This window comes from Mycolicibacterium confluentis (assembly GCF_010729895.1).
In the GTDB taxonomy this organism is placed as follows: domain Bacteria; phylum Actinomycetota; class Actinomycetes; order Mycobacteriales; family Mycobacteriaceae; genus Mycobacterium; species Mycobacterium confluentis.
In genome coordinates, this window is sequence record NZ_AP022612.1 from 2054936 (window position 1) to 2068135 (window position 13200).

At 67.1% G+C, this 13200-nt stretch carries 12 protein-coding genes and 1 tRNA gene; 7 read left to right on the forward strand and 6 right to left on the reverse strand.

The features are described from left to right. Position 1: 1 nt before the first annotated feature. Complete coding sequence (locus G6N34_RS09510; RefSeq protein ID WP_085150571.1) at positions 2 to 1177, reverse strand: PrsW family intramembrane metalloprotease; 1176 nt, start codon at positions 1175 to 1177, stop codon at positions 2 to 4. A 244-nt stretch (positions 1178 to 1421) separates the two neighbouring features. On the opposite strand from G6N34_RS09510, the gene rpsA reads away from it, so the two are divergent. The 3 genes from rpsA to G6N34_RS09525 all read left to right on the forward strand — a co-directional run bounded on the left by rpsA (position 1422) and on the right by G6N34_RS09525 (position 5150). Beyond that, the gene (gene rpsA, locus G6N34_RS09515) at positions 1422 to 2858 is read left to right on the forward strand and encodes a 30S ribosomal protein S1 (protein WP_085150573.1); all 1437 of its coding nucleotides are present in this window, start codon (positions 1422 to 1424) and stop codon (positions 2856 to 2858) included. A 79-nt stretch (positions 2859 to 2937) separates the two neighbouring features. Then, positions 2938 to 4167 (forward strand): dephospho-CoA kinase, encoded by a 1230-nt coding sequence (gene coaE, locus G6N34_RS09520; RefSeq protein WP_085150575.1) that lies wholly within the window; start codon positions 2938 to 2940, stop codon positions 4165 to 4167. Then, positions 4167 to 5150 carry a calcium/sodium antiporter gene (locus G6N34_RS09525; RefSeq protein ID WP_085150648.1) on the forward strand — a complete coding sequence of 328 codons (984 nt, stop codon included), beginning with the start codon at positions 4167 to 4169 and terminating at the stop codon, positions 5148 to 5150. The genes coaE and G6N34_RS09525 overlap by 1 nt, the downstream gene beginning before the upstream one ends. 3 nt (positions 5151 to 5153) lie before the next feature. On the opposite strand, the gene G6N34_RS09530 is transcribed toward G6N34_RS09525, so the two are convergent. Genes G6N34_RS09530 through G6N34_RS09540 form a run of 3 tightly spaced genes read right to left on the reverse strand, consistent with a single transcriptional unit; the run spans position 5154 to position 6543 of the window. Beyond that, positions 5154 to 5702: a hypothetical protein gene (locus G6N34_RS09530; RefSeq protein ID WP_109788369.1), complete on the reverse strand. Its 549-nt coding sequence runs from the start codon at positions 5700 to 5702 to the stop codon at positions 5154 to 5156. 18 nt (positions 5703 to 5720) lie between these two features. Then, the gene (locus G6N34_RS09535) at positions 5721 to 6224 is read right to left on the reverse strand and encodes a ribonuclease FAU-1 family protein (RefSeq protein ID WP_085150650.1); all 504 of its coding nucleotides are present in this window, start codon (positions 6222 to 6224) and stop codon (positions 5721 to 5723) included. Between the two features lie 10 nt (positions 6225 to 6234). Further along, entirely contained in the window at positions 6235 to 6543 is a 309-nt protein-coding gene (locus G6N34_RS09540) for a hypothetical protein (protein ID WP_085150577.1), read from the reverse strand. Positions 6544 to 6610: 67 nt separating this feature from the next. Between G6N34_RS09540 and uvrB the strand changes: the two genes are divergently transcribed. The 3 genes from uvrB (at position 6611) to G6N34_RS09555 (ending at position 10303) form a co-directional block, all read left to right on the forward strand. After that, complete coding sequence (uvrB, locus tag G6N34_RS09545) at positions 6611 to 8770, forward strand: excinuclease ABC subunit UvrB (protein WP_085150579.1); 2160 nt, start codon at positions 6611 to 6613, stop codon at positions 8768 to 8770. Positions 8771 to 8774: 4 nt separating this feature from the next. Further along, positions 8775 to 10184: an MFS transporter gene (locus G6N34_RS09550; RefSeq protein WP_085150581.1), complete on the forward strand. Its 1410-nt coding sequence runs from the start codon at positions 8775 to 8777 to the stop codon at positions 10182 to 10184. Positions 10185 to 10232: 48 nt separating this feature from the next. Beyond that, positions 10233 to 10303, forward strand: a tRNA-Cys gene (locus tag G6N34_RS09555). A 77-nt stretch (positions 10304 to 10380) separates the two neighbouring features. Here the strand turns inward: G6N34_RS09555 and G6N34_RS09560 are convergent. After that, the gene (locus G6N34_RS09560) at positions 10381 to 10812 is read right to left on the reverse strand and encodes a phage holin family protein (RefSeq protein WP_407663220.1); all 432 of its coding nucleotides are present in this window, start codon (positions 10810 to 10812) and stop codon (positions 10381 to 10383) included. Continuing rightward, the gene (locus G6N34_RS09565) at positions 10809 to 12368 is read right to left on the reverse strand and encodes a glycosyltransferase family 39 protein (RefSeq protein ID WP_179965736.1); all 1560 of its coding nucleotides are present in this window, start codon (positions 12366 to 12368) and stop codon (positions 10809 to 10811) included. Before G6N34_RS09565 ends, G6N34_RS09560 begins: the two co-directional genes overlap by 4 nt. Positions 12369 to 12709: 341 nt before the next feature. Between G6N34_RS09565 and G6N34_RS09570 the strand changes: the two genes are divergently transcribed. Then, positions 12710 to 13153, forward strand: coding sequence for a universal stress protein (locus tag G6N34_RS09570; protein WP_085150583.1), 444 nt, complete (start codon positions 12710 to 12712; stop codon positions 13151 to 13153). The last annotated feature ends 47 nt before the right edge of the window (positions 13154 to 13200 follow it).

Below are 13200 nucleotides of genomic sequence, written 5' to 3' on the forward strand. Positions count from 1 at the left end.
TCTACCGCGGCGCGCGGTAGTTCGCCAGCCAACTCAGCGTCGGCGCGGCGTACGCGCGTGCGGCGTAGAGACGGTAGGTCTCATCGTTGCGGTAGGCCACCACGCGTTCGTCGCCGAAGCCGCGGTCGATCCGGTCCTGCGCGAAGGCCAACTCGACGACCTGCGCGGCGAAGTGCCGGACGCCTCGCGCTGCGGGTCGTCCGCCGTGGTTGGCCACGGCCGCGATCGCGGCCCTGCGGTCGCGCAGCGAACCCAGCCACGTCGCTTCGTTGGGGCTGAGAAGCCCGGCTGCGACCATGCCGGGCAGTTTCGCGGCGACGATGGTCTGTTCGCGACGGCGACTGCGGACGGCCAGCACGATCGCCAGGGTGAACACCGGCACCATCCACAGCAGGTAGACGCCGAAGTAGGCGCCCGGACCCAGCAGTGCCGATCCGTTCCACAGGCCGTGCAGGGCCACCGCGCCGAGGTAACCGGCCAGGATGTAGGCAACCTGCACAACGCGATGCCGGTGCTGCAGGGCGAAGTACACGCCGATCGCCGTCAGGGTCGTGAACAGCGAGTGTGCGAACGGCGCCATGACCAGGCGCAGCGCCGCGGTGGCCAGCGATGCGCCCAGCGTCTCGCCGCTGGCGATGTAGAAGATGTCCTCGATCCAGGCGAATCCCGCGCCGACCAGGCCCGCGAAGACCAGGCAGTCGGTCAGCGAGTTGAGCTCATGCCTGCGGCGTCCCGTCATCATCAGCAGCAGGAACAGCCCCTTGGCCGCCTCCTCGATGAGGGGCGCGCCGATCGCCACGGTGAAGAAGCTGGTGTGGGACTCGGTGGTGGACTCGGGATTCACCGCGGCCTCGAACACCACCTCGAGAACGATCGACAGCACGATCGCGATCGATGCGCCCCACAGGAAAGCCAGGATCAGGAGCCGGGGCGGTTCGGGTTCCCAGCGGTCCAGCCACAGGTAGGCGCCCACCACGACCGTCATCGCGATGCTGGTCAGGATCAGTCCGATCACCGCGCCTGCGGGGTTCGTCGCGGTGATCAGGATGAGGATCAACGCCACGAGCGTGCCGAGCGCGATGATCACGGCCAGAGGCGCCCCGACCTTGCGCACCTTCGTGGGCAGGGCGGGGGACAGCGGGGGTGGCGGCTGCGCGGGCTTCGCAGGATAGTGCACGCCAAGCAGATTAGAGGAGGTCAGCGGTAGAATCCGCTGAAACAGGCGGGGCGCACTGGCATTGTTGTGGCCCGAGTTTGTCCAGCGTGTGCCCAGTCGCGTAGTCTCATGTAGTACTCGTGTGCGATTTATCACCCGAGTTCGACGTGGGGGTTCGACACCGAATCAGTTCGACATCGAACCCGTGCGTCACAAGCCAAGAGAACTGTCCCTACGATTAAACCTGTCCGGAGCAACCCACCACATGCCAAGTCCCTCCATCACCTCGCCGCAAGTAGCCATCAACGACATCGGCTCGGCTGAGGATTTTCTCGCAGCGATCGACAAGACCATCAAGTACTTCAACGATGGCGACATCGTTGAGGGGACCATCGTCAAGGTCGACCGCGACGAGGTTCTGCTCGATATCGGTTACAAGACCGAAGGCGTCATCCCCTCCCGCGAACTCTCCATCAAGCACGATGTCGACCCCAATGAGGTCGTTTCCGTGGGCGATGAGGTCGAGGCCCTCGTTCTCACCAAGGAGGACAAGGAAGGCCGCCTGATCCTGTCCAAGAAGCGCGCTCAGTACGAGCGGGCCTGGGGCACCATCGAAGAGCTCAAGGAAAAGGACGAGGCCGTCAAGGGCACCGTCATCGAGGTCGTCAAGGGCGGCCTGATCCTCGACATCGGCCTGCGCGGCTTCCTGCCGGCGTCGCTGGTGGAGATGCGTCGCGTCCGCGATCTGCAGCCGTACATCGGCAAGGAGATCGAGGCCAAGATCATCGAGCTCGACAAGAACCGCAACAACGTTGTGCTCTCGCGTCGTGCCTGGCTGGAGCAGACCCAGTCCGAGGTCCGCAGCGAGTTCCTCAACCAGCTCACCAAGGGTGCCGTCCGCAAGGGCGTCGTGTCCTCGATCGTCAACTTCGGCGCCTTCGTCGATCTCGGCGGCGTCGACGGCCTGGTGCACGTCTCCGAGCTGTCCTGGAAGCACATCGACCATCCGTCCGAGGTTGTCCAGGTGGGCGACGAGGTCACCGTCGAGGTGCTCGACGTCGACATGGACCGCGAGCGGGTTTCGCTGTCGCTCAAGGCCACTCAGGAAGATCCGTGGCGCCACTTCGCCCGCACGCATGCCATCGGGCAGATCGTTCCGGGCAAGGTCACCAAGCTCGTTCCGTTCGGCGCGTTCGTCCGCGTCGAGGAGGGCATCGAGGGCCTGGTGCACATCTCCGAGCTGGCTGAGCGCCATGTCGAGGTCCCGGACCAGGTTGTCGCCGTCGGCGACGACGCCATGGTCAAGGTCATCGACATCGACCTCGAGCGTCGCCGGATCTCGCTGAGCCTCAAGCAGGCCAACGAGGACTACACCGACGAGTTCGACCCGTCGAAGTACGGCATGGCCGACAGCTACGACGAGCAGGGGAACTACATCTTCCCCGAGGGCTTCGACGCCGAGACCAACGAATGGCTCGAAGGCTTCGACGCGCAGCGCAACGAGTGGGAGGCCCGCTACGCCGAGGCCGAGCGCCGGCACAAGATGCACACCGCGCAGATGGAGAAGTTCGCCGCCGCCGAGGCCGAAGAGGCCGCGCGTCCGTCGAGCAGTTCATCTCGCTCGGAGGAGTCGACCGGTGGATCGCTCGCCAGCGATGCACAGTTGGCTGCTCTGCGGGAGAAGCTCGCGGGCAACGCCTAGAGCTTTCAGCGCCAACAGAACTCCCCGGTCCGTCAGGGCCGGGGAGTTCTGCGTTTGACCAGCCTGCAAGACTGTCGAAATGTTTCGTATCGGGTTGTCGGGCGGCATCGGCGCCGGAAAGTCCACGGTTTCGGCGACTTTCAGCAAGTGCGGGGGCATCGTCGTCGACGGTGACGTGATCGCCCGCGAAGTCGTCGAACCGGGCACCGAGGGACTGGCCAAACTCGTCGACGCGTTCGGGCACGACATCCTCCACGACAGCGGCCCTTTGGCCGGCGCGCTGAACCGGCCCGCCCTGGCGGCGATCGCCTTCAGCGACGAGGAGAAGCGGGCCACCCTCAACGGCATCGTCCATCCGTTGGTGGGCCGGCGACGGTCGGAACTCATCGCCGCGGCCGCCGATGACGCTGTCATCGTCGAGGACATCCCGCTGTTGGTGGAATCGCAGATGGCGCCGATGTTCCCGTTGGTGGTGATCGTGCACGCCGACGAGGAGACCCGGGTCAAGCGGCTCATCGAGCACCGCGGATTCAGCGAGGCCGACGCGCGTGCCCGCATCGCCGCACAGGCCACCGAGGAACAGCGCCGCGCGGTGGCCGATGTGTGGCTGGACAACTCGGGGTCGGCCGGGGATCTGACCGAACGCGCCCGAGGCCTCTGGTACGAGCGCATCCTGCCCTTCGCGCACAACGTCGCGATGCGGCGGGCCGCCGACGAATCGACCCAACTGGTGCCGTACGACGACACCTGGCCCGACCAGGCGAAGCGGATCCTGGCGCGGTTGAAGACCGCGTGCGGTCACCGCGCCGTCCGCATCGACCACATCGGGTCGACCGCAGTTCCCGGAACCGACGCCAAGGACGTCATCGACGTCCAGATCACCGTCGACTCGTTGGCGACCGCCGACGACCTGACGGGTGCGCTGCTCGACGCGGGATACCCGCGCGTCGACACCGTCACCTCCGACGTCCCGAAGGTCAACGGCCGCAGTACCGTCGGCGAGTTCGACGGCACCCGCAGCGGCGAACTGTGGCACAAGCGGTACTTCACATCCGCGGACCCCGGGCGCCCCACCCACGTCCACGTCCGCGTCGACGGGTGGCCCAATCAGCAGTTCGCGCTGCTGTTCACCGACTGGCTCGCGGCCAATCCCGGCGCACGCGACGACTATGTGGTGGCCAAACGTGCCGCGGCGACGGTCGGCGCCCACAGTCGCGGCGCGTACGCCGAGGCCAAGGAGCCCTGGTTCCTCGACGCCTACCGGCGCGCCTGGGAGTGGGCCGACAGCACCGGTTGGCGTCCGCGCTGATGGCGGCCGATCTGGCCTGGTTCGCCGCCGGTCTGGGCGCGTTGATCATTGGGTCGGAATGGCTGGTCAAGGGCGGCGCCCGACTGGCCGCGATGCTGGGCATCCCACCGATCCTGGTGGGCCTGACCGTGGTGTCGATCGGCACCAGCATGCCCGAACTCGCGGTCGGGATCCGGGCCGCCTCCGAAGGCAACGCCTCGCTGGCCGTGGGCAACATCGCCGGCACCAACATCGTCAACCTGCTGCTGATCCTCGGGTTGTCGGCTCTGATCGCACCGATCGTCCTGGAGATGCGGACGCTGCGGTTGGACCTGCCCATGATGACCGCCGCCGCGGTCCTGCTGTGGGCACTGGCCGCCAACGGCACGCTGTCGCCCATCGAGGGCGTCGTGCTGGTGCTGGGCGCCGTCGTCTACACGCTCATCCTGATCTTCAGTGCACGCCGGGAGAGCAGTGCGATCCAGGATGAGTTCGCGGGCGAATTCGCCGTGCCCAAGGATGAACCTCCCGGGGCGACGCGGCGGGACCTCATCGGGAACCTGGGACTGCTGATCGTCGGCATCCTCGTCGTGGTCATCGGCGCCGACTGGCTGGTCAACGGTGCCGTCGGCGTCGCGAAGGCGTTCGGGGTGTCCGATGCGTTCATCGGACTGACGATCGTGGCCATCGGCACGTCGGCCCCCGAACTCGTCACGACTGTGGTCTCCACGATCCGCGGCGAACGGGACATCGCGATCGGCAACCTGTTGGGCAGCAGCGTCTACAACATCCTGCTGATCCTCGGTGTCGCGGTGGTGGCCACCGGGCACGCCCTCGAACTCGAACCCGATCTGGTGCGCATCGACATCCCGGTGATGGCGCTGGTGGCGCTGGCGTGCATCCCGATCTTCGTCTCGGGCCGCCGGGTGGGCCGCGGAGAGGGTGGCGGCATGGTGGTCGCCTACCTGGCGTACCTGACGTTCCTGGTGCTCACGCAGACGTGAGGCTCAGGTCGCGGGCGGCGCCTCGGGTGCGGGCTCCGCGGCCGGATCCGGGGCTGGGGCGTCGCCCGTGCCGAAGTCGGTGGGGCTGACGAGCGGCGCGCCGCAGATGAGCTTGCCGTAGTCAGGATCATCGTTGGCGGGCGTGAGCCGCGGTTTGATCCACTGGTCGGCCTGCGCGACGATCTGGTCGTCGACCAGGATCTCGCAGTGCAGGTTGGCCGAATACGGCCACTGGATCGAGATCTGCATGCCCGCGAGGTTCGCGTCGGACAGCACGGTCTGGGCCTCGAACACGCGACCCGGCACCATCGTCGGGTCGACGCTCTGCACCTGGGTGTCGTTGATCTTGTAGGTGATGAGCGCGCCGCGCGAGACGCCGTCGACACGGGCGCGATACGTCACGTTGCGCAATGAATCCTCGGGCGTCGTCTGTCCGACGGGCACAGGCTCAGTGGTGGGTTCCGATCCGGGATCTGCCCACGCCGCCGGTGCCAGAGCTGCGCACACTAAACCCGCCGCCACAGTGGCGGCGACTCCTGCGGTGAACTTCACAGTTAGCCACACTACGCGTTATCGCCAGGACAGCTCCATGCCGTTACTGCCGAGCCAGGCGTGCAGGTCATGGCCGTGCCGCGCAAGCCCGTCGATGGCCGACACCGCGGTGTGCAGTGCCCGTTCGGCGGTCTCCGGCGACAGCAGGCCGATCCGATAGGCCTCGAGCAGTTCATCGACGTCGACGAGCTCCGTGCGGTCGCCGGTGTGCACCACCATGTCGAGGTAGTGGTCTTCGGTGCGCCACGTGTCACCGTGCACCGCGATGGATGCGACGTCGAGGTAGAAGTCCTGCTCACGCTCGTGGCCGGGATTCCAGTGGAACACCGTCGCCCGCAGGCTGAGGCTCGGCAACAGCCAGGACTCGAGGTAGTGGAACTGAGGCCGGCCAGGCGCAGGTCGGGCCATGTACAGGCCGCCCCACGGAGCCAGGGTGTAGACGTCCACCGTGCGGACGATGCCTTTTGGATCGGTGTTGGTCCGCGCGGCCAGATCGAATGTCTCGTTCTTGGGAGGGTGGATGCCGCTCAGTCTAGGACCCGAACTTCCGCGATATGCGCCGCAGATCGATGGTGCGTGGGGCCCTCCCGGCGGGACGCGTGGCGATCCGCAGCACCGCGCCCAACACCAGGGACAGCCAGACGCCGGTCCACAGCAGATCAGCCGCATCGAGCCATGAGCACTGGTACGTCGAACCGTGGCGATCGTTCGCGCACGTCTGCCCGAGGGCTTCGGCGACTCTGGTCGGGCCGGGGTAGAAGATGAGCACAAGGCAGGTCAGGCTGAGCACCAGCAGCGCAAGACCGAGCACCCGGAGTGCGGTGCGCGCGGGTTCGGGCACCGCGTCAGCCTAGTGCGCGCGAGGACATCCGGTGAACTTGTCGGCACCCCCGCCTACGCTGGACTTCATGGCTTTCGCTACCGAACATCCCGTACTTGCGCATTCGGAGTACCGCGCGGTCGAGGACGTCGTGCGCGTCGGCGGTCAGTTCGAGGTCGTCAGCGAGTACCAGCCCGCGGGTGACCAACCCGCGGCGATCGAGGACCTTGAGCGGCGCATCAGGGCGGGGGAGCGCGACGTCGTGCTGTTGGGTGCCACCGGCACCGGCAAGTCGGCCACCACGGCGTGGCTCATCGAACGACTGCAGCGTCCCACCCTGGTCATGGCGCCCAACAAGACCTTGGCGGCTCAGCTGGCCAACGAGCTGCGAGAGATGCTGCCGCACAACGCCGTCGAATACTTCGTCTCGTACTACGACTACTACCAGCCTGAGGCGTACATCGCGCAGACCGACACCTACATCGAGAAGGACAGCTCGATCAACGACGACGTCGAACGCCTGCGGCATTCGGCCACGTCCAGCCTGCTGTCGCGCCGCGACGTCGTCGTGGTGGCCTCGGTGTCGTGCATCTACGGCCTGGGCACGCCGCAGTCCTACCTGGATCGATCGGTGGAACTCAACGTCGGCGACGAGGTGCCCCGCGACGGTCTGCTGCGCCTGCTGGTCGACGTGCAGTACACCCGCAACGACATGTCCTTCACCCGCGGGACGTTCCGGGTCCGCGGCGACACCGTCGAGATCATCCCGTCATACGAGGAACTCGCGGTGCGCATCGAGTACTTCGGCGACGAGATCGAGGCGCTGTACTACATGCACCCGCTGACCGGCGACGTGATCCGTCAGGTGGACTCACTGCGGGTCTTCCCGGCCACGCACTATGTCGCCGGACCCGAGCGCATGGCGCAGGCCATCTCGACCATCGAGGCCGAACTCGAGGCGCGGTTGGCCGAGCTTGAGGGGCAGGGCAAGCTGCTGGAGGCGCAGCGGTTGCGGATGCGCACCAACTACGACCTCGAGATGATGAAACAGGTCGGGTTCTGCTCCGGCATCGAGAACTACTCGCGGCACATCGACGGCAGGCCCGCCGGTTCTGCACCCGCGACGCTGCTGGACTACTTCCCCGAGGACTTCCTGCTCGTCATCGACGAGTCGCACGTGACCGTGCCCCAGATCGGCGGCATGTACGAGGGGGATATGTCGCGTAAGCGCAACCTCGTCGACTTCGGCTTCCGGTTGCCCTCAGCCGTGGACAACCGCCCGCTGACGTGGGAGGAGTTCGCCGACCGCATTGGGCAGACGGTGTATCTGTCGGCCACGCCGGGCAACTACGAGCTCAGCCAGACCGGCGGTGAGTTCGTCGAACAGGTCATTCGGCCCACCGGCCTGGTGGATCCGCTGGTGGTGGTGAAACCGACCAAGGGGCAGATCGACGACCTGATCGGCGAGATCCGGTTGCGTGCCGAGCGCGACGAGCGGGTCCTGGTCACCACGTTGACGAAGAAGATGGCCGAGGACCTGACCGACTATCTGCTCGAGATGGGCATCCGAGTGCGCTATCTGCACTCCGAGGTCGACACCCTGCGCCGCGTCGAACTGCTGCGTCAACTGCGTCTCGGTGAATACGACGTGCTGATCGGCATCAACCTGCTTCGCGAGGGCCTGGACCTGCCCGAGGTGTCACTGGTGGCGATCCTCGACGCCGACAAAGAGGGCTTCCTGCGGTCGCCGCGAAGCCTGATCCAGACCATCGGCCGTGCGGCGCGCAACGTGTCCGGCGAGGTCCACATGTACGCCGACAAGATCACCGACTCGATGAAGGAGGCCATCGACGAGACCGATCGGCGCCGCGCCAAGCAGGTCGCCTACAACGAAGAACACGGCATCGACCCGCAGCCTCTGCGCAAGAAGATCGCCGACATCCTCGATCAGGTGTACCGCGAGGCTGACGACTCCGAGACCGTCGAGGTCGGCGGTTCGGGCCGCAACCGGTCGCGTGGGCGCCGGGCCCAGGGCGAACCGGGCCGCGCCGTCAGCGCCGGAATCGTCGAGGGCCGCGACACCAAGAGCATGCCGAGGGCCGAACTGGCGGACCTGATCAAGGACCTGACCGAGCAGATGATGACCGCCGCCAGGGATCTGCAGTTCGAGTTGGCGGCACGTTTCCGCGACGAGATCGCCGACTTGAAGAAGGAACTGCGCGGCATGGACGCCGCGGGATTGAAGTGATTCGTTGAGCGAGTCCGCGACCGTCCGCGTCGGTCGGTGGCGTGACCTCCTGGGACCGCGCCACCTCGGTGCCTCGGTGGTGATGGCCGGCGGGGTCGGCCTGTACGCGATCAACGAGTTCCTGACCATCAGCCTGCTGCCCAGTGCGGTGGCCGACATCGGTGGGCAGCGGTTCTACGCGTGGGTGACGGCGGTCTACCTGGTGGCCTCGGTCGCGGCGGCCACGACCGTCAGCGCGTTGGTGGCGCGGTTCGGGCCCCGGTGGACGTACCTGCCGGCGTTGGCGGTGTTCGGTCTGGGCAGCGTGGTGTGCGCGCTGGCGCCCAGCATGGAACTGCTGTTGGTGGGACGCGTGGTCCAGGGTGCGGCCGGTGGTCTGTTGGCCGGTCTCGGTTATGCGATGATCAATGCCCTACTGCCGCAATGGTTGTGGACCAGGGCGTCGGCACTGGTGTCGGTGATGTGGGGAGTCGGCACCATCGTGGGCCCGGCCGCAGGCGGGCTGTTCGCGCAGTTCGGGTTGTGGCGGTGGGCATTCGGTGCGCTGGCCATCATCACCGTGCTGATGGCCGTCCTGGTTCCCGTCGTGCTGCCCGGCCGGTCCGCCGAGAGCAGGCCGACCGCGTGGAACATTCCCGTGTGGTCGCTGCTGCTGCTGGGAGCCGCGGCGCTGCTGGTCAGCGTCGCGGGCATACCGCGGAACATCGCCGTCACCGCGGCACTGCTCGCCGCGAGCGTTGCCCTGGTCACGGTGTTTCTGCTGGTCGATCGGCGTTGTGCGGCAAGCGTTCTGCCGGCAACCGCGTTCCGGCCTGGGCCGTTGAAGTGGATCTACCTCACGTTGGGTCTGATGATGGCCGCGACCATGGCCGACATGTATGTGCCGCTGTTCGGGCAGCGGCTCGCGGGCCTGGTCCCGGTCGCCGCCGGCTTTCTCGGTGTGGCGCTGTCGGTGGGCTGGTCGGTCAGCGAGATTGTGTCGGCCTCGGTGAACCGCACCCGCGTCATCGCGCGGATCGTCGTCGTGGCGCCCATGGTGATGACCGCGGGTCTGGTGGTCGCGGCGCTCACCCAGCGCGACGGGGCGTCCCTCTGGGTGGTGGCGGCGTGGGTCTGCGCGCTGACGGCGACGGGCGTCGGCATCGGCATGGCGTGGCCACACCTGTCCGCCTGGGCCATGGGCGGTGTTGCCGACGCGGCCGAGGGCGGCACCGCGGCCGCGGCCATCAACACCGTGCAGTTGATGTGTGGCGCGTTCGGGGCCGGCGTGGCCGGAGTCGTGGTGAACCAGTCCGACCGCGGCGACGCGGCGGCGGCGCGGTGGATGTTCACGACGTTCGCGCTGCTGGCGGTCGTGGCCTGCTTCGCCTCGTACCGCGCCAGTCGCGGTCATGAGGAGCTGCGATCAGCGTGAGGTAAACCGTGGGCTCGGCGACGGGCCTACGGCAGAGTCGGTGTCAGTGCGGGTGTGGCTGAGTGGCTAGGCACCGGCCTGCAAAGCCGTTTACACGGGTTCGAATCCCGTCACTCGCTCGCATTCGGCCCACCCGGTGCCCGCCTCTCCAGGCGGGTGCCGGGTATGGCCGTGAAAGCCAGGATGTCGCCGTCGGCTAGCTTCGAGTCCCCACCGGCGTGTCGCGGATCAGCACCGACAGCGCCCAACTGACCAGCGACAGCACGATGGCTGCCCAGATGGCCGTCCACCAGAACTGGTCGATGTCCAGGCCCCAGTGGGTGGTGTTGCGGGTGATCCATGAGGTGATCCACAGCATCAGCGCATTGATCGCAACGTGCACCAGGCCCAGCGTGAGGATGTAGAGCGGAATCGCCACGATCTGCACGATGGGTTTGATGATGGCGTTGACCACGCCGAAGATCACCGCGACCACGAGGACGATGCCGACCTTCTGCCAGGTCTCCTGGCCGCCGACGAAGTACACGCCGGGCACGATCAGCGTCACCACCCAGAGCGCGAGTCCGGTCAGTACGGTGCGGAGGAGGAATCCCATGCCGTTGATCTTGACATGAGGATCGGCGTTCATCGCAGAGATCGGGTGACCTGGGCGAGGCTGAACTGCCAGCGCTCCACGACGTGGAACCCGAACTGTGCGGGTACGCGGTAGGCGGGTGCGCGCTCAAGCCGAGGACCGGGTACCAGTCGCGGTCCGGTTTCGTGGGCCGGGCGGGTGGGATCGCGTTCGGACACCGTCCACAACACTGGGCACGACGGAATCCGGTCGCGCCACGACCAGATGGACCTGTGCCTGTCCCACAGCATGTTTCGATCCAGCGCGGTGCGTCCCCGGCCGGGGTCCGTCAGCTTCGCGTACACGGAGGGTCGTGCGGCCGTGAGTGGGCGAATGGGGCCGGGTTCCCACCGCACGGTGTTGTCCAGGACCAGGCAGTCACCCGGCGAGGCGTGGCTGGCGATGATGTCGGCGACCTGGCTGTAGTCCATCTGCCCCTTGGCGTACGGGCCTCTCTGCGCCAGAAGGAGGTTCGGTGTCGCCGCAACCAGGCACAGCACGAGCACCGCAACCGTGCGCGACGGGGTGCGGGCGACCGCGACGATGCAGACCCCGAGCAGCAGCGAGACGGCGGGCGCGGTGAACGTCAGATAGCGCGGCCAGTAGACCGGCGCCGCAAGTGCCGAGTACCCCAGCAGCACTGCGGTGGGAAACAGAATCCATGCGAGAGTCACCGCGACCGTCACGCGCGCGCCGCCTTCGGGCAGCGCCGGGGACGGTCGGCGAAGGAACGCGGCCGTGACGATCAACAGTGCCGCCAGCACGGCGGCGGCAACACTGTGGTCGAAGTACTGATCCACCAACACTTCGCCGAAGGTGCGCTGCCGCAGCGGCGGTATCCAACCCACCTGGCGCATCTGGGATCTGCTGTAGGACAGGAACGGTACGACGGCGATGACCGCCACGCTCGCCGCGGCGCACCAGTGCGCGAAACCGCGGCGCCCGGAGAGCATCAGGGCCAACAGTCCGTGCGCCCCGGCGATCAACAACACGTACACGTTCAGCGCCGTCGACGCCGCCAACGCGGCGCTGTACGCGGCCCACAGCCACACCCCGCCGCGCCGAACCGCCCGCACCAGAAGCACTGTCAACCAGACGGCGGCCGCCATCGACAACGCATACGACCGTGCTTCGATCGCGGCGCACGTGACTCGGGGGAGGATCGCGAAAACCGCTGCGGCAGTGAGTGCCACGGCCCGCGTCGAAAGCTGTTTGCCGAGAACGACAACACCGGCGGCCGCGAGACCGACGGCGACGACACTGGACAGCCGCAGAAACGTCTCCGAGGGTGCGGCCAACAGCAGCCAGCCGTGCATCAGCAGGTAGTACAACCCGTGCACCGCATCGATGTTCTGCACCAGCGCCCACAGTTCGGGCAACGGACGGCTGGCCGCCGAAATGGTGGCCGCCTCGTCGTACCAGAGTGAGGGTCGGTTGATCCAGATCGCGCTGACGGCCATGGCCCCGACCGCCGCGAGCATCGGGTCGGTGACTGCGCCTGGGCGTCGAGTCCGGTCTGGGCCGACCTCGATGTCTTCCGAGATCGGATCGGGCAGTGAGGTCAGGACCACGCGGTGTTCCGTTGTGCGCTGGGGCGGGGAGCCACACAGTAACTTCCGCGCCGCCTGATCGCGCGGCGAGAACTCGTGAGGCCCAGACCCTTCCACGCGGGCGACGTGTGAAGTGAGTCATAGGACGGCCCCGCGTGAGGGCGGCGGCGGGTGCGGCGCGCCGGTGTCAGGAACCTCACCCTTACGCCGGAACAGGTGAAATCCTGCAGATAGCGGGGCAAACTAGCACGGACGCGCGGCAACGGTGTCGCCAATCGCGCCCATCGCAACAACGTGACGGGTTAGTGTTCCGGTTGGCGTTCTGTGACGCTTGAGACATTGGACCTTTTGGGAGGGTTTGGATGAGCGGCTATAAGACCGTGGTGGTCGGTACCGACGGCTCGGATTCGTCGTTGCGTGCAGTCGACCGGGCCGGCGCCCTCGCCTCGGGTCCAGACGCGAAGGTCATTGTCGCGACCGCATATTTCCCCTCGCATGACGACTCGCGCGCCGCCGACGTCCTCAAGGACGAGGGTTACAAGATGTCGGGCAACGCCCCGATCTACGCGATCCTGCGCGAGGCACGCGACCGCGCCAAGGCCGCCGGGGCCACCAACATCGAGGAGAAGGCCATCGTGGGCGCTCCCGTTGACGCCCTCGTCGACCTGGCCGTCGAGGTCAACGCCGATCTGCTGGTCGTCGGCAACGTGGGCCTGAGCACCATCGCGGGCCGCCTGCTGGGCTCGGTGCCCGCCAACGTGGCGCGCCGGTCCAAGGTCGACGTGCTCATCGTCCACACCACGTAGTCACCGCACCCCACATAAACGCGTAGCCAACTACGCGCCGACCTGAG

Coding starts and splice junctions, on each gene's coding strand:
- rpsA (WP_085150573.1), top strand. CDS start 1,422: ATGCCAAGTCCCTCCATCACCTCGCCGCAAGTAGCCATCAACGACATC.
- coaE (WP_085150575.1), top strand. CDS start 2,938: ATGTTTCGTATCGGGTTGTCGGGCGGCATCGGCGCCGGAAAGTCCACG.
- G6N34_RS09525 (WP_085150648.1), top strand. CDS start 4,167: ATGGCGGCCGATCTGGCCTGGTTCGCCGCCGGTCTGGGCGCGTTGATC.
- uvrB (WP_085150579.1), top strand. CDS start 6,611: ATGGCTTTCGCTACCGAACATCCCGTACTTGCGCATTCGGAGTACCGC.
- G6N34_RS09560 (WP_407663220.1), bottom strand. CDS start 10,812: ATGAACGCCGATCCTCATGTCAAGATCAACGGCATGGGATTCCTCCTC.
- G6N34_RS09570 (WP_085150583.1), top strand. CDS start 12,710: ATGAGCGGCTATAAGACCGTGGTGGTCGGTACCGACGGCTCGGATTCG.